This is a genomic window from Salinibacterium sp. CAN_S4 (genome assembly GCF_015752305.1).
Classification (GTDB): domain Bacteria; phylum Actinomycetota; class Actinomycetes; order Actinomycetales; family Microbacteriaceae; genus Rhodoglobus.
Genome location: NZ_JADOVB010000003.1, coordinates 24,029 through 39,056, shown reverse-complemented (window position 1 = coordinate 39,056; position 15,028 = coordinate 24,029). Strand labels below are relative to the sequence as shown.

Annotated in this window: 12 protein-coding genes, 1 tRNA gene and 1 other RNA gene; 11 read left to right on the top strand and 3 right to left on the bottom strand. The window is 66.5% G+C overall.

Translation table 11 applies throughout. From position 1 onward, the window contains the following. Positions 1-57: 57 nt before the first annotated feature. The 5 genes from IWX81_RS09210 (at position 58) to IWX81_RS09190 (ending at position 7,143) form a co-directional block, all read left to right on the top strand. Complete coding sequence (locus tag IWX81_RS09210; RefSeq protein ID WP_199281042.1) at positions 58-1,341, top strand: extracellular solute-binding protein; 1,284 nt, start codon at positions 58-60, stop codon at positions 1,339-1,341. Positions 1,342-1,352: 11 nt separating this feature from the next. Continuing rightward, positions 1,353-2,366, top strand: a complete 1,014-nt coding sequence (locus tag IWX81_RS09205; protein ID WP_199281041.1) for a carbohydrate ABC transporter permease — start codon at positions 1,353-1,355, stop codon at positions 2,364-2,366. Continuing rightward, the gene (locus tag IWX81_RS09200; protein WP_199281040.1) at positions 2,366-3,232 is read left to right on the top strand and encodes a carbohydrate ABC transporter permease; all 867 of its coding nucleotides are present in this window, start codon (positions 2,366-2,368) and stop codon (positions 3,230-3,232) included. The genes IWX81_RS09205 and IWX81_RS09200 overlap by 1 nt, the downstream gene beginning before the upstream one ends. Before the next feature lie 133 nt (positions 3,233-3,365). Beyond that, positions 3,366-5,606 carry a glycoside hydrolase family 3 N-terminal domain-containing protein gene (locus tag IWX81_RS09195; RefSeq protein ID WP_199281269.1) on the top strand — a complete coding sequence of 747 codons (2,241 nt, stop codon included), beginning with the start codon at positions 3,366-3,368 and terminating at the stop codon, positions 5,604-5,606. 46 nt (positions 5,607-5,652) lie between these two features. Beyond that, a complete protein-coding gene (locus tag IWX81_RS09190; RefSeq protein WP_199281039.1) occupies positions 5,653-7,143 on the top strand; it encodes a glycoside hydrolase family 43 protein in 1,491 nt (496 codons plus the stop codon). A 58-nt stretch (positions 7,144-7,201) separates the two neighbouring features. Here the strand turns inward: IWX81_RS09190 and IWX81_RS09185 are convergent, their stop codons facing one another. Then, complete coding sequence (locus IWX81_RS09185; protein WP_199281038.1) at positions 7,202-8,164, bottom strand: acetylxylan esterase; 963 nt, start codon at positions 8,162-8,164, stop codon at positions 7,202-7,204. 170 nt (positions 8,165-8,334) lie between these two features. Here IWX81_RS09185 and IWX81_RS09180 point away from each other — a divergent pair, with 170 nt between their 5' ends. The 5 genes from IWX81_RS09180 to IWX81_RS09160 all read left to right on the top strand — a co-directional run bounded on the left by IWX81_RS09180 (position 8,335) and on the right by IWX81_RS09160 (position 14,071). Beyond that, positions 8,335-9,564 (top strand): multidrug effflux MFS transporter, encoded by a 1,230-nt coding sequence (locus IWX81_RS09180; RefSeq protein WP_199281037.1) that lies wholly within the window; start codon positions 8,335-8,337, stop codon positions 9,562-9,564. Between the two features lie 48 nt (positions 9,565-9,612). Further along, positions 9,613-10,275, top strand: a complete 663-nt coding sequence (locus tag IWX81_RS09175) for a phosphatase PAP2 family protein (protein ID WP_199281036.1) — start codon at positions 9,613-9,615, stop codon at positions 10,273-10,275. A gap of 9 nt (positions 10,276-10,284) precedes the next feature. Next, positions 10,285-11,556 carry a saccharopine dehydrogenase family protein gene (locus IWX81_RS09170; RefSeq protein ID WP_199281035.1) on the top strand — a complete coding sequence of 424 codons (1,272 nt, stop codon included), beginning with the start codon at positions 10,285-10,287 and terminating at the stop codon, positions 11,554-11,556. Beyond that, positions 11,553-12,149 carry a GNAT family N-acetyltransferase gene (locus IWX81_RS09165; RefSeq protein WP_199281034.1) on the top strand — a complete coding sequence of 199 codons (597 nt, stop codon included), beginning with the start codon at positions 11,553-11,555 and terminating at the stop codon, positions 12,147-12,149. The genes IWX81_RS09170 and IWX81_RS09165 overlap by 4 nt, the downstream gene beginning before the upstream one ends. Positions 12,150-12,304: 155 nt before the next feature. Then, a complete protein-coding gene (locus IWX81_RS09160) occupies positions 12,305-14,071 on the top strand; it encodes a helicase HerA-like domain-containing protein (protein WP_199281033.1) in 1,767 nt (588 codons plus the stop codon). Here IWX81_RS09160 and IWX81_RS09155 read toward each other — a convergent pair. Continuing rightward, entirely contained in the window at positions 14,068-14,697 is a 630-nt protein-coding gene (locus IWX81_RS09155) for a hypothetical protein (protein ID WP_199281032.1), read from the bottom strand. The two genes, IWX81_RS09160 and IWX81_RS09155, sit on opposite strands and share 4 nt — an antisense overlap. A 58-nt stretch (positions 14,698-14,755) precedes the next feature. Next, positions 14,756-14,840 (bottom strand) — tRNA-Ser (locus tag IWX81_RS09150). Between the two features lie 82 nt (positions 14,841-14,922). Between IWX81_RS09150 and ffs the strand changes: the two genes are divergently transcribed. After that, positions 14,923-15,019, top strand: an RNA gene (ffs, locus tag IWX81_RS09145) — signal recognition particle sRNA small type. The last annotated feature ends 9 nt before the right edge of the window (positions 15,020-15,028 follow it).

Here is a 15,028-nt window from a genome sequence, read left to right as displayed (position 1 = left end):
CCGCAATGCCTCGGTGCCGAGGTATTCACTCAACGAAGAGAACAGGTGGAACATCACATGAAAGCCAAGAGGCTCCTCACAGCCGGAGCAATTGTCGCCGCCGGCGCCCTCGTCCTCAGCGGATGTAGTGCAGATGCCGAGGGAAGTGACGACGGTAGCGTCTCCATGACGTTCTGGCAGAACTCCACGACGGGCGCCGGCCAGGCGTACTGGGTCGACACCATCGCCGCATTCGAGGCCGAAAATCCCGGCGTCACAATCGAAATGCAGTCCATCCAGAACGAAGAGATGGACGGAAAGCTGCAGACCGCGCTCAACTCGGGCGACGCCCCAGACATCTTCATGGCTCGTGGTGGCGGCAAGCTCGCCGACGTGGTCGCGGCCGGACAGGCCAAGGATCTCACCGACCTGCTGAGCGACGAGACGAAGACCGCCCTCGGTGGTGTGATCTCGGCGTTCGAGGTCGACGGCAAGAACTACGGGCTGGCGACGGCCGTTCTGCCGAGCGGTATCTACTACACCCAGGACCTGTTCGACCAGGCCGGTATCACGGAGGCGCCCACCACCATGGACGAACTCGAAGCCGCCAACGACCAGCTCAAGGATGCGGGAATCGAGCCCATCGCGCTCGGGGCGAAGGATGCCTGGCCTGCGGCGCACTGGTACTACAATTTCGCGTTGCGCGCTTGCTCGCAGGATGTCATCAACCAGGCCGCCGCAGACCGCGCGTTCGACGACGACTGCTGGCTCGAGGCTGGCGAAGAACTCGCTGCTTTCAACGAGACCGAGCCGTTCAACACCGGCTTCCTCACCACGGCAGCCCAGCAGGGTGCAGGATCGTCTGCTGGCCTCGTCGCGAACAAGATCGCCGCGATGGAGCTCATGGGAGCGTGGAACCCCGGAGTGATCACCGACCTGACCCCCGACCAGCAGCCGCTGGCCGACCTGCGCTGGTTCCCGTTCCCCGCCGTCGACGGTGGCGACGGTGACCCCGCCGCCATGATGGGTGGTGTCGATGGGTTCTCGTGCCACGTGGAGGCACCGGATGCCTGCGTCGACTTCCTGGACTTCATCGCCACGCAGGAAAACCAGGAGGCCTACGCTGTCGCCTTCCAGACCCTGCCCGCGAGCCAGGATGCCCAGGGCGTCGTGGAGGACCCGGCACTGCAGGAGGTTCTCACCGCCTACAACGCGGCTCCGTATGTCTCGGTATGGCTTGACACCCTCTTCGGGCAGAATGTCGGAAACGCGCTGAACGTGGCCGTCGTCGACCTTCTCGCTGGCCAGGGCAGTGCCGAAGACATCGTCACGGCCGTGAACGACGCAGCGGCGCGGTCGTAGGGCCACAACTCATGACATCCATTCGCGAGACTCCGCTCACCGGGGCCCCGCAGGTGGATCTCGAGGCGGCCGGGGGCGATGCAACACCATCGTCCCCGGCCCGCCGGCGGGCGCCGGGAGGCTCCGACTGGCGCATGCGCCTCGAGATCGCCCTGCTTGCCGGCCCTGCCCTCATCATCTTCGTCGGCTTCGTCATCGTGCCGGTGCTCATCGCCGCGTATTACGGCTTCTTCAGTTGGAGTGGCATCGGCCCCGCAACCGAGTTCATCGGCCTGCGTAACTACGTCACGATTCTGACCGACTCCTCGTTCCAGGAAGCGCTGCGTCACAACGCGATCATCGCGGTGCTCTCCCTGGTCTTCCAGGCACCCGTCGCCATCGGCCTCGCCCTGCTGCTCAACCGCAAGATGCGGGGGCAATCGGCGCTCCGCGTTCTGATCTTCGTGCCGTACGTGATCTCCGAGGTCGTTGTCGGCCTCGGCTGGGGCCTCATGCTCTCGTCGAACGGCGCGGTCAACGGGTTCCTCGAGAACGTCGGCCTCGGCGCGCTGCGCCAGGACTGGATCAGCAACCCCAACATCGCCATCTGGTCGCTCATGGTGATCATCACGTGGAAGTACATCGGCTTCGCGGTCATCCTCTTTCTCGCCGGTCTTCAGGGAGTTCCCGATGAGCTGTCGGAGGCGGCATCCATCGACGGCGCGTCGTACTGGCAGGTGCAGCGCTTCATCGTGCTGCCGCTGCTCGGCCCGACGATCAGGATCTGGGCGTTCCTGTCGATCATCGGCTCGTTCCAACTGTTCGACCTCGTCTACATCATCTGGGGTCAGTACATCGCATCGACCGCGGGCACGTCCACGATGGCGACATACATGGTCGCCAACGGTCGCAACGCCGGCAGTTACGGCTACGGCAGCGCGGTCGCGGTCGTCATGTTCCTTACTTCACTGATCATCGCCCTGCTCTACCAGCGCTTCGTGCTGCGTCGAGACACCGAGGGCGCCATAACAGGAGCCAAGATCTGATGGCCATCACCCTGCAGACCCCGAGGCCCATCGGCTCGCGGCCGAAAAAACGCTCGTTCACCACCCCGGCTGTGTACTTTCTCGCGCTGGTGATCGTGGCGCTGCTGCTGGTCCCCGTCGCGTTCATCATCCTGGGTGGGTTCCGCAGCAACTCCGAGATCACCGTCGACCCGTCGGGACTGCCCACGACGTGGCAGTTCATCAACTACATCGAGGTGCTCTCCAACAGCGGATTCTGGCGGCAGGTGGGCAACTCCGCGATCGCGGCGATCTCGACGACGTTCTTCGTCGTGGCCTTCGGCCTGATGGCGAGCTTCGTGCTCGCGCGCTACAGCTTCCGCGGTCGCGGGGCGATGTACGCACTGTTCGCGGCCGGCCTGATGTTTCCCATGACCGTCGCGATCACACCGCTGTACATCCTTGTCCGCAACCTCGGTCTCACGAACTCGCTCGCCGGGGTCATCCTGCCGCAGATAGCGTTCGCGCTGCCGATCACCGTCATCATCCTGGTGCCCTTCCTCCAGGCGATCCCGCGGGAGCTGCAGGAGGCCGCCGCGATCGACGGGGCCAGCCGCATCGGATTCTTCTGGCGCATGGTCATCCCGCTCTCGATGCCGGGGGTGATCACTGTCGGCATCCTCGCGTTCATCGCCAGCTGGAACAGCTACCTGCTGCCGCTGTTCATCCTGAACGGTGAGGCGTCGTACACGTTGCCGCTCGGAGTGCAGGCCTTCGCCTCCCAGTACTCGGTCGACACGGCGAGGGTGCTCGCGTTCACCTCGCTCTCGATGATCCCGGCACTCGTGTTCTTCAGCCTGTTCGAGCGCAGGATCGTCGGCGGACTCACGGGTGCCGTCAAGGGGTGACTCCCTCGCAGGCGGACGGGATCGGCTCCCGTGCGCTGGCGCATCCGATCAGTAATTCAGAGAAAGAGTTGAACTCGTGACCGCAAGTGACATCCCCCCGGTCTCCGGACGTGTGCGTGACCTTCACAGCCAGATGACCCTGGCGGAAAAAATTTCGCAACTGGTCGGCTACTGGGTCGACCAGGGCGACGAGGTCGTCGCACCGATGGCGGGCGAGATGGTCTCGTCGAACGGCTACGAGGCCGCCAGCACCCACGGAATCGGGCACCTCACGCGGGTGTACGGCACCAGACCGGTCGACCCGGTGGAGCGAGCCGGCTGGCTGTGGGCCGAGCAGCGGAAGCTCCGCCAGAAGTCGAGGCTGGGCATCCCGGCCATCGTGCACGAGGAGTGCCTCACCGGTCTTGCCGCCTGGAAGGCAGCGACGTTTCCGACCCCGCTGGCCTGGGGTGCGGCATTCGACCCCGACCTCGTAGAGCGCATGGCGCGGCTGATCGGCGAGTCGATGCGGTCGCTGGGCATCCACCAGGGTCTTGCTCCGGTGCTCGATGTCATTCGGGATGCCCGCTGGGGTCGAGTGGATGAGTGCATCGCCGAAGACCCGTACCTCGTCGGGACCATCGGCACCTCCTACGTACGCGGCCTCCAGTCGGCGGGCGTGCACGCGACCCTCAAGCATTTCGTCGGTTACTCGGCGTCGCAGTCGGGTCGCAACCACGCACCGGTGCACGCCGGCCCGCGCGAACTCGAGGACGTGCTGCTGCCCCCGTTCGAGATGGCGATTCGCGACGGCGGTGCCAGGTCGGTCATGAACTCGTATTCCGAGATCGATGGCGAGCCCGTCGGCGGCACTCCCCGGTACCTGACCGACATCCTCCGCACCCGGTGGGGCTTCGATGGGGTCGTGGTCTCCGACTACTTCGCCGTCGTGTTCCTGCACAGCATGCACGCCGTTGCCGTCGACCGCGCCGCAGCGGCCGACCTCGCGCTCACGGCGGGCATCGACGTGGAACTGCCGACCGGCGACGCGTTCCTCGAGCTCGCCGACCGCATAGCGAACGGGCTCACCGACATCGCCGACGTGGATCGGGCCGTCCTTCGCGTGCTGTCACAGAAGGAGGAGCTCGGACTGCTCGACGAGACCTTCGAGTCGCCGCCCACCGCCGTCGACCTCGATACCGCTGACCATCGCGCCGTCGCTCGGCTGCTGGCCGAGGAATCCACGGTGCTGCTGACCAACGACGGGCTGCTCCCACTGTCGAAGATGACCGGTGGCACGATTGCGGTAATCGGCCCGAACGCCGACTCGACCGATGCGCTCATGGGCTGCTACTCCTTCGCGAACCACGTGCTCGCGCATCACCCCGGCACCGAGCTGGGCTTCGAGCTCCCCACGATCCTCGAGGCACTGCGTGCCGAGTTCCCGGATGCCGCACTCGACTATGTGCGAGGGTGCGAGGTCGAGGGCGGTGACCGCACGGGCATCGCGGCAGCAGCCGAGGCGGCCCGCGTGGCGGGCACAGCGGTCGTGGTCGTCGGCGACCGGGCGGGGTTGTTCGGTCGCGGAACCGTCGGCGAAGGCAACGATGTCGAGTCGCTGGAGCTGCCCGGCGTGCAGCGGGAGCTGATCGACGCTGTCGTGGCTACCGGGGCGAGAGTGGCCGTGGTCGTGCTCACCGGTCGGCCGTACGTGCTCGACTGGGCGGTGGGCGATGGCGCCCCCTCAGCCGTAATCCAGTCGTTCTTCCCCGGGGAGGAGGGCGCTGCCGCGCTCGCCGCGATCCTCTCCGGCAGTGCTGCGCCCTCCGGCAGGCTGCCGGTATCGATGCCCCGCTCCGCCGGCGCCCAGCCGTATACGTACATGCACCCGATCCTCGGTGGCCCATCGGAGGTGACGAGCGTGGACACGACGCCCATCTTCCCGTTCGGTCATGGCCTCGGATACAGCACAGTCACGCACGAGAATCTCGTCGTGACGGGTGGCGTGGCGCCGGGCGACACGGTGGAGGTGACGGTCGAGGTGACGAACACCGGGGACCGCGCAGTGACGGATGTCGTGCAGCTCTACGGCCGCGATCTCTTCGCGTCAGTGACCCGGCCGGTGGCCCAGTTGCTGGCCTACCAGCGACTCGACCTGGCGGCGGGGGAGCGAGTGCGCATGACCTTCGCCGTGCCGCCGGCGAGGTTCGCCATGACGGCGGCCTCGGGGCTGCGGGTGGTCGAACCGGGAGACGTGCAGCTGTGGGTCGGTCCATCGTGCGCCGCGAAGGAGACAGAGGCGATGCTGCAGTTCAGCGGAGTCGAGCATGTGCTCACCACCGCCGATCGACGACTGGCGACCGCGAGTGTCGAGCGCGTGGCATCCAGCGTCTGAGCTGCACTTGCCTGATGACCACAGTTTTTCGATCCAAGGAGTTTCGTTGCGCCCCGCCAACCCCATTCTGACCGGCCTCTATCCCGACCCGAGTATCTGCCGGGTCGACGGCACCTACTACCTGGTGACCTCGACGTTCGAGTACCTGCCCGGCCTGCCGATCCACGCCAGCGACGACCTGGTGAGCTGGCGACTCGTGGGTCATGCCATCCACGACCCCGGACAGTTCGACTTCAGCCTTGTGCCGGATTCGCGCGGCATCTTCGCGCCGACCATCCGTCATCACGATGGCACGTTCTATATCGCGTGCACGCTCATGGATGCCGGCGAGGTGAGCGGCAACTTCTACCTGACCGCGACCGATATCGCCGGACCATGGTCGCCACCGGTGATGCTTCCGGATGCGCGGGGCATCGACCCCTCCCTGTTCTTCCACGATGGCCGCGTGTGGTGGATCGGCTGCCGTGAGGTGGTCCCGCAGACATTCGAGGGGGAGACCGAGGTATGGATGCGCGAACTCGACCTCGAGCGGGGCGAGCTCGTGGGCGAGGAATCCGTCATCTGGACGCGCACAATGGCCCGCGCGGTCTGGGCAGAGGCGCCGCACCTCTACGAGCGTGACGGCTGGTTCTACCTGGTGACCGCCGAGGGCGGCACGGCGTTCGAGCACTCGGTGATGGTCGCGAGGTCGCGGTCGCTGGCCGGCCCGTTCCTGCCGTGCCCGCGCAATCCTGTGCTCACCCACCGGCACCTCGGCCACGGCGTCGATGTGCAGGCCGTCGGGCATGGCGACCTGGTGCAGGGTGACGGCGACGAATGGTGGATGGTGATGCTGGGCATCCGCCCCATCGACGGCCATCACATCCTCGGTCGGGAAACCCATCTCGCGGCGGTGGAATGGGACGACGGCTGGCCCGTCGTGAATCCCGGACTGGGTCGACTCGATGCACCGGTGGTGCAGCCACGGCAGTCGGAGTCGAGCGGTGCTCCCGAACTCGCCGACTTCCTGAGCGTGCGGGGGTTCGCCGACTTCGCCGAGCAGACGGATTCGGCGATCGAACTGCGCTCGACCGGCGAATCGGTGAGCTCGGGTGCCGTGTCGGCAGCGCTGCTGAGACGACTCACGAGCACCGAGAGCGCTGTCGCCGTCTCCCTCGAACTCATCGATGTGCAGGATGCCACGGCCGGGCTGCTGCTGCGGCAGAGTGATTCAGCCCAGGTGCGCGCCTCCGCCGTCGCGACTCCGGATGGGGTGCGGCTCACGCTGGTCCGCCGCGACGGGGTCGACTCCGCGATCGGATCCGCGACCCTTCCCTCCGGCCCGTTCACGCTGTCCGCCGCGCTGACCGGTAGCGAGATCACCGTGAGCGCTGCGAGCGGGGAGGAACAGCCGGTCGAACTCGGCCGGGTGCCGTTCAGCACGCTCAGCACCGAGACCGCGGGAGGCTTCGTGGGCACGACCTTCGGGCCATTCGTGGAGGGGCCTACGGGCGCTGCAGTGCGATTCACGGCCTGGAGCCAGCACGACCGCCGTTAGCCGACGATCGGCAGAATCGAGTTCGGTGGGCGGCGAGAGTTCAGTGGGCGGCGAGAGTTCAGTGGGCGGCAAGCCACCGGGCCTGACGCAGCCACTGGTGGCCCTGCCCGCCCTCGTGGTTGTTGTACGGATAGACCTCGATCTCGCGATCCGCGCCGGCGTAGTGGTTGAACGAGGCGAACACCGTCGACGGCATCACGATCGTGTCCATCAGGGCCACAGAGAACAGGGCGGGCGCGGTCGCACGGCGCGCGAAGTTCACGCCGTCGAAATAGGACAGTGTGTCGAGCACCTGCGCGGCGTGCTGGCGATGCACGGCGAGGTACTGCGTGATCTCGGTGAAGGGCGCACCGGGGGTGACCGCTATCGCGCGGCGGAAATCACTGAGGAACGGCACGTCGGGCATCACTCCCCACAGGTCGTCCCGCAGTCCGGCCACGGCGAGGGAGATTCCGCCACCCTGGCTGCCCCCGGTGACCGCGATGCGCGATTCGTCGACGAACGGCAGGTCCCTGGCGGCATCCACGGCCCGAACACCGTCGGTGAACAGGCGGCGATAGTAATAGTCGGCCGGATCCAGGATGCCCCGGGTCATGACTCCCGGGAATGCCACGCCCGACCCGTGCGGGTCGGCGGTCTCGCCACCCGAGCCCCACGCGCTGCCCTGGCCACGGGTATCCATCAGGATGTGCACGAATCCGCTCGCGGCCCAGGTGAGGTGCTCGTGAGCCAGGCCGCGGCCGCCGCCGTACCCGAGGAACTCCACCACCGTCGGCAGCGGACCGGTCGTGCGGGGCCGCGTCACCCAGCCGCGCACGGGGTCGCCCGCGAAGCCAGGGAACGTCAGGTCCTCCACGATCAGCTCGGTCACTGGCGTGTCGGCAGGTTCGAGAGTGACAGGGCCGCCCGCGGCACGCGACTCCTCGAGCGTGGTCGACCAGAACGCATCGAAGTCGGCGGGCTGCAGCACGTCCGGTCGATACTGCTCGAGTTCAGCGAGCGGAAGGTCGGTCAAGGGCATGGGGTGGCTCCACTTCGAGGGCAGGCTGTGGCAGATCACTCCAATCTAGGCCTACTCACCGGCGGCAGGGACGACCCCCGTGGTCAACCGACGCGAGCGCGGGACAGCAGAATAGTGGAGGTGTCCACTTCGGTTGCACCCCGCCGCCCCTCAGACATTCTTAGGACCCCGTGACCAGCGTTATTCACCCCGGTGATGCTCTCCGCTCCCGCCAGCGACTCGTCTATGTGCTGGTGCTGGGTGCCCTGACGGCGCTCGGCCCTTTCACGATCGACCTCTACCTCCCGGCGTTTCCGACGATCGAAGCGGACCTGGATGTCTCGACCGCCGCCATCCAGCTGACCCTCACGGCCACGACCCTCGGCTTCGCGCTCGGCCAACTCGTGGTCGGGCCGTGGAGTGACAAGGTCGGCCGCCGGCTCCCGCTCATCATCGCCACCTCGGTGCATGTCTTCGCCAGTCTCGGCGTCGCCATCGCACCGAGCATCGAGCTGCTGATGGTGTTCCGTGTGCTGCAGGGCGCAGGGGCCGCTGCGGGCGGCGTCGTCGCTGTCGCGGTCGTGCGGGATCTCTTCGGCGGTCTTCCCCTGGTCAGGATGCTGTCGAGACTGGCCCTCGTCAACGGACTCGCGCCGATCCTCGCCCCGCTGATCGGCTCCCAACTGCTGCTGATCTTCCCGTGGCGCGGGATCTTCTTCTTCCTCGCCGCCTACGGAGTTCTCGTGGTGCTTGCCGCGGTGTTTTTCATCGTCGAGACACTGCCGCCGGAACGTCGAGGAGACCTCGGGCACAGCACCATGAGACAGCGCTACACGTCGCTGCTGAGCGACAGGGTCTTCATCGGGGTCGCGATCATCGGAGGCATGACCTTCTCCGGATTGTTCACGTACCTGTCGTCGTCGTCGTTCCTGTTCCAGGATGTCTACGGACTCGACCCCCAGCAGTACGGGCTGCTGTTCGCGGCCAATTCGCTCGGCATCGTCTCCGGTGTGCAGATCAGTGCATTTCTCATGCGCTTCGTCGGGCCGCAGTGGATCCTCGCCTGCGCCGGTGTCGCGCTTCTCATTACGTCCACCACGATCGTGGTGCTCGATAACGCCGGCGCGGGGCTGGTCGGCATCCTCGTGCCCCTGTTCTTCTTCATCATGGCCTGCGGATTCTCGTTTCCGGCCACCCAGGTGCTCGCCCTGAACGGTCACGGCAGCGAAGCGGGCACGGCGGCCTCGCTGCTGGGTGCGCTCAACTTCGGACTTGCTGGTCTCATCTCGCCCATCGTCGGGCTGTTCGGCATCGTGAACGCCGTTCCCATGGGTGTGATCATGGGGCTGACCGCGATCGTCTCGATCGTCGTGATGTGGACAGTGGTACGCCCGCGCAGCGTTCCTGCACTATCGCGCTGAGCTGCGCAAGGGGACATCAGGATCCGTCGCTCGCGCTAGCGTGAATCCATGACCACCCCCATCACTCCCGCCGGCGCCCGGAAAGTCTCCCGGCGCTGGCCCCTGATCAGCGGCGGCACGGCTGTTGCCCTCGCGCTGGCGCTCGGGGCGATCGTCGCCTTCAGGTCGGGACCATACGGTTTCGACACCAGCTGGCTGGGTGAGCTCGTGGAGCATCGCAACCCGATCTGGGATGTGCCGGCGTTCGCGATGGATTTTCTCGGCGGGGGATGGTTCGGCATTTTCTTCGTGCCGATCGCCATCGCGGTCATCCTGATCGTGGTGAAGAAGCCGTGGTCGGCCCTGTATTTCGTGATGGCGACGGTGATCAGCGCCGGCATGGTGCAACTGCTCAAGTCGCTGTTCGGCCGCGCTCGACCGCTCGACATCCTGGTGACCGCGGACTTCGGGTCGTTCCCCTCCGGTCATGTGGCCAATGCCGCGACCATGGCGGTGACCCTCGCCATCCTGCTGCAGCGCGTGTGGGTGTGGGTGGCCGGAGCCGTCTACGTCGTGGCGATGATGCTCAGCCGCACGTACCTCGGCGCGCACTGGCTCAGTGACACCATCGGTGGACTGCTCGTCGGCGCTGCCGTGGCGGTGCTGTTGTGGGCGCCTTTGGCGTCGAGGTTGCAGCGTGAATGGAGTGCGCCAGCCGCGAAGGCGCGATAGCGTCACAGTATGAGAATCCTTCTGGTCGGAGCCGGCGGCGTCGGCGACGCGATTGCCAAGATCGCGGCTCGCCGCGACTTCTTCGAGACGATGATCGTCAGCGATTACGACCTCTCCCGGGCCGAGCGCACTATCGCGTGGATCACGCAGCGGCACGGCAACCACGGCGCACGATTCGTGGCGGCGCGCATCGACGCGTCAGACCCCGACAACGTGGCATCCGTCGCTCGGGAACACGGCGCAACCCACGTCATGAACGCGGTGGAGCCGAAGTTCGTGCCGACCATCTTCGCTGGCGCGCTCGCGGCGGGCGCCGACTACCTCGACATGGCGATGAGCCTGTCTGAGCCGCACCCGACCGACCCGCACAATCAGACCGGCGTGAAGCTCGGCGATGACCAGTTCGCGCAATCGCCGGACTGGGAGACGGCCGGCAGGCTCGCGCTAGTCGGCATGGGAGTGGAGCCGGGGCTCAGCGACGTGTTCGCGCGCTACGCGGCCGATCACCTCTTCAGCGAGATCGACGAGCTCGGCACCCGCGACGGCGCCAACCTCGTCGTGCGAGACGAGGCAGGCAACGAGATCTTCGCGCCGTCGTTCAGCATCTGGACGACCATCGAAGAATGCCTGAACCCGCCCGTGATCTGGGAGAAGGATCGCGGCTGGTACACGACTGCTCCCTTCAGTGAGCCCGAGGTCTTCGTGTTCCCCGAGGGAATCGGCCCCGTCGAGTGCGTCAACGTCGAGCACGAGGAAGTGCTCCTCATGCCGCGCTGGGTCGACGCGAAGCGCGTGACCTTCAAATACGGGCTCGGTGACGAGTTCATCGGGATCCTGAAGACCCTCAACCAGCTCGGCCTCGATAAGACCGAACCCGTGCGCGTGCGCTCGGCGGACGGACCTGTGATGGTCGCCCCCCGCGACGTCGTGGCGGCTGGCCTGCCCGACCCGGCGACCCTCGGACCCCGGATGACCGGCAAGACCTGCGCTGGACTGTGGGTGACCGGCACCGGAGTCGACGGCGAGCCGCGCGAGGTCTACCTGTACCACGTGAGCGACAACGAGTGGACGATGGCCGAGTACGACGCCCAGTGCGTTGTCTGGCAGACCGCGCTCAACCCCGTCATCGCCCTCGAGATGCTCGCCACCGGCGTGTGGACGGGCACGGGAGTGCTCGGCCCCGAGGCGTTCGACGCCAAGCCCTTCCTCGACCTGATGGCATTGCCTGTCGCCGACGGCGGCTTCGGGCAGGCGTGGGGGATGGAAGACCGCCTCGCGTGATCCGCGCCTACCGGCCGGACGACCTGGACGCGCTGCGGCAGATCTGCGTACTCACGGGGGACGCCGGCCGGGACGCCACGGGGCAGTGGAGTGACGACGGCCTGCTTCCCGATGTGTTCCTCGAGCCCTATCTCGTGATCGAGCCGTCGACAGCCTGGGTCGTCGAGCAGGATGACCGTCCTGTCGGCTATCTCGTCGCGACGCTCGACACCCGCGATTTTGTCCGGCGCTGGCGACAGGAGTGGAGCCCCGTGTTCGCCGCCCGGCATCCGCGAGCGGCTCCGGATCCGGGGGAGCGGTGGCTGCACGTTGCTGGCGTCGAACCCGAGCACCTGCTCAACGCACACACCGACGCCTTTCCCGCCCACCTGCACATCGATCTGCTTCCGGCCGCCCAGGGCCGCGGCGCGGGCCGGGCGCTCATGCGCGGGCTCGGCCGTGCTGCGATCTCTGCCGGGGTTGCTGGCGTCCACCTCGGGGTGGGGCGCTCCAACACCGGCGCCCTCGCGTTCTACGACAGGCTGGGCTTCCGCGAGTTATCGACGGATGACAGCACCACCTGGCTGGGCATCGCCCCAGGTCAGCTCGCCTGACTGCTCATCGCTGACTGCGCATCGCTGACTGCGCATCGCTGACTGCGCGCGGCTCGGATTGTGGCCTGCCGTTCTGGAGATGTATGGCGTGACGCCATACATCTCCAGAACGGGAACTGCCATCCGGATGGTGTCCGAGCCATAAACTGACCACCATGACGGATGCAGCAGCCCTGGTCGAAGCCGCGAAGAAAGCCCTTGCCGATGCTGAGGCGGCTCTGGCCGCCGAGCAGGCAGCCCCCGCGCAGGAAGCCCCCGAGGCTCCAGCCCCAAGCGCCTCGCCGGCGCGGGGTGCACATGCTGGGCCGCTGAGCCCTGCACAGGTCGATGTGATCCGCGCGGGCTACACCTTCGACGCCCCGGCCCTCGAGATGGGCGCGCTCGTCAACGGGGATCCGCTGGCTGACGTGCCGGTGCGCATCCCGCTCGCCATGGTCAACCGTCACGGTCTCGTGGCGGGGGCGACCGGCACCGGCAAGACCAAGACGCTACAGGTGCTCGCGGAGCAGCTCTCGGCGGCGGGCGTTCCTGTATTCGCGGCGGACATCAAAGGCGACCTCTCCGGGATCGCGAGCGAAGGCACGAGCAACCCCAAGCTCCTCGATCGCACGGCCAGCATCGGCCAGCACTGGGCGGCCGCGGCCAGCCCCACCGAATACTTCACACTCGGGGGCCTCGGCACGGGCATCCCGATCCGGGCCACCGTATCGAGTTTCGGGCCACTGCTGCTGAGCAAAGTGCTCGGCCTCAACGAGACGCAGGAGTCGAGCCTCGGGCTCGTGTTCCACTATGCGGATCGAGCGGGGCTTCCGCTCGTCGACCTCAGCGACCTCCGTGCCGTGCTCAAGTGGCTCACGAGCGAGGACGGCAAGCCGGAGCTGAAAGACCTCGGCGGGCTGTCGAGCGCCACGGCGGGGGTCATCCTGCGCGAACTGATCGGGTTCTCGGACCAGGGCGCCGACGTGTTCTTCGGTGAGCCCGAGATCGACACGAGCCTGTTTCTTCGCACCACCGCCGACGGCAAAGGCATTGTGAGCCTCCTGGAGATTCCCGGCGTTCAGGACAAGCCCGCGGTCTTCTCCACCTTCCTGATGTGGCTGCTCGCCGACCTGTTCAACGACCTCCCCGAGGTCGGCGACATCGACAAGCCCAAGCTGGTGTTCTTCTTCGACGAAGCCCACCTGCTGTTCAACGGCGCATCCGACGACTTCATCGCCTCCATCACCCAGACGGTCAGGCTGATCAGGTCGAAGGGGGTCGGCATTTTCTTCGTGACGCAGACGCCCAAGGATGTTCCGAGCGAGGTGCTCGCCCAGATCGGGTCCCGCGTGCAGCACCAGCTGCGAGCGCACACACCGGATGACGCCAAAGCGCTCAGGGCCACGGTATCGACGTACCCGACCTCGGGCTACGACCTGAAAGAAGTGCTGACCACCCTTGCGACAGGCGAGGCGATCATCACGGTCATGAACGAGAAAGGCGCTCCGTCGCCCGTGGCGTGGACGAGACTTCGCGCGCCGCAGGGATCCATGTCGCCCACGCCGATCGAAACCATGCAGGCCACAGTCTCGTCGAGCCCGCTGCTGGCGCAGTTCGGCACCCCCGTCGACCGGGAGTCGGCGCGGGAGATGCTTGCGGTCAAGATGAATGCCGCGGCAGCGGCGATCGCGCAGGTGGAGGCGCAGAAATCCGCCGCCCAGCAGGCGAAAGAAGCAGCGAAGGCCCAGGCCGACTACGACAGGGCCGTCAGGGACATGGCGACGTCGTCGGCCCCGAAAACCAAGCCACGCACCACCACACGCACGACCACGCGCCCTCGGGCCGACGACAACCCGATTGGCGACATTCTCGGCTCACGCGCCGGCCAGACGGTCGTGAGGGAAGTGCTGCGCGGGATCTTCTCGACCCTCAAACGCCGCTAGTTGCCGGGAAGCGGGCCGACGAGCCAGACGACCAGGATGCTGACAGCACCGATTGCGGTGGCTGACGCAATGAAGACCAGCGCGGCCACCACGGGTCGTCGTTCGAACCAGTACCCGATTCCGGGATACTGCTCATGGATCTCCGACGTCGACATCGGCTGGCCCAGTCGAACGTACGGCGCGTTGAGGGTGCTGCTGACAGTGTCCATATCGGCGCGTGACCAGAATCGGCCGCGCATCCTCACCAGTTGGCGGCCGTCATGGTCGCAGACGAACAGTTGCGGGGCGCCCAGCGGTTGCGAGGAGTACAGCGTGATGACGAACAGCATCGAGCCGATCTGGCTGGATTCGAAACGCGTTTTGGAGCGGAAGAAGCCCCGCTCGGAGATGCTGGTCTCGTCGACCCAGATCGCTGCCCGGTAATAGCGTGATGCCGCAAGCGCAACGACCAGGCTCGCAGCGATCTGGACGTACACGATGAGCAGCCACGGACCGTCGGGAACGGTGAGGTAGTACAGCACCAGGAACACAGGGGCGAGGAAAGCGGTCGCGGCGATGAGGCCCTGCGAGATCAGGGAGGCATGGGGGCGCAGGCGGATCGAGTCGCTGCCGCGCACTGCCGCCACAATTCCCCCCGAACCCCGGCAGACCAACATTCCGGGGCCATAGCTGCTGAAGCTTGAGCGGAGAATGGGGGATTCGAACCCCCGAGGGCTTGCACCCAACCAACTTTCCAAGCTGGCGCCATAGGCCACTAGGCGAATTCTCCTGGCCGGTCATCCACTGCATTGCAATGACCTCAGGAAATCATAGCCGTTGAATCACGAACCTCCTGCACGAGCTACAATCGTGGTGGCTCCTCGCGTGGCGCCACCTTGGCCAACTCCCCCAGGACGGAAACGTAGCAAGGGTAACCGGGCTCTGGCGGGTGCGCGAGGGGTCTTTGCATTTTCGGCA

Bases quoted from the DNA above. Each gene is read 5' to 3' on its own strand.
- IWX81_RS09210 (WP_199281042.1), top strand. From the start codon at position 58: ATGAAAGCCAAGAGGCTCCTCACAGCCGGAGCAATTGTCGCCGCCGGC.
- IWX81_RS09205 (WP_199281041.1), top strand. From the start codon at position 1,353: ATGACATCCATTCGCGAGACTCCGCTCACCGGGGCCCCGCAGGTGGAT.
- IWX81_RS09200 (WP_199281040.1), top strand. From the start codon at position 2,366: ATGGCCATCACCCTGCAGACCCCGAGGCCCATCGGCTCGCGGCCGAAA.
- IWX81_RS09195 (WP_199281269.1), top strand. From the start codon at position 3,366: ATGACCCTGGCGGAAAAAATTTCGCAACTGGTCGGCTACTGGGTCGAC.
- IWX81_RS09185 (WP_199281038.1), bottom strand. From the start codon at position 8,164: ATGCCCTTGACCGACCTTCCGCTCGCTGAACTCGAGCAGTATCGACCG.
- IWX81_RS09175 (WP_199281036.1), top strand. From the start codon at position 9,613: ATGACCACCCCCATCACTCCCGCCGGCGCCCGGAAAGTCTCCCGGCGC.
- IWX81_RS09170 (WP_199281035.1), top strand. From the start codon at position 10,285: ATGAGAATCCTTCTGGTCGGAGCCGGCGGCGTCGGCGACGCGATTGCC.
- IWX81_RS09160 (WP_199281033.1), top strand. From the start codon at position 12,305: ATGACGGATGCAGCAGCCCTGGTCGAAGCCGCGAAGAAAGCCCTTGCC.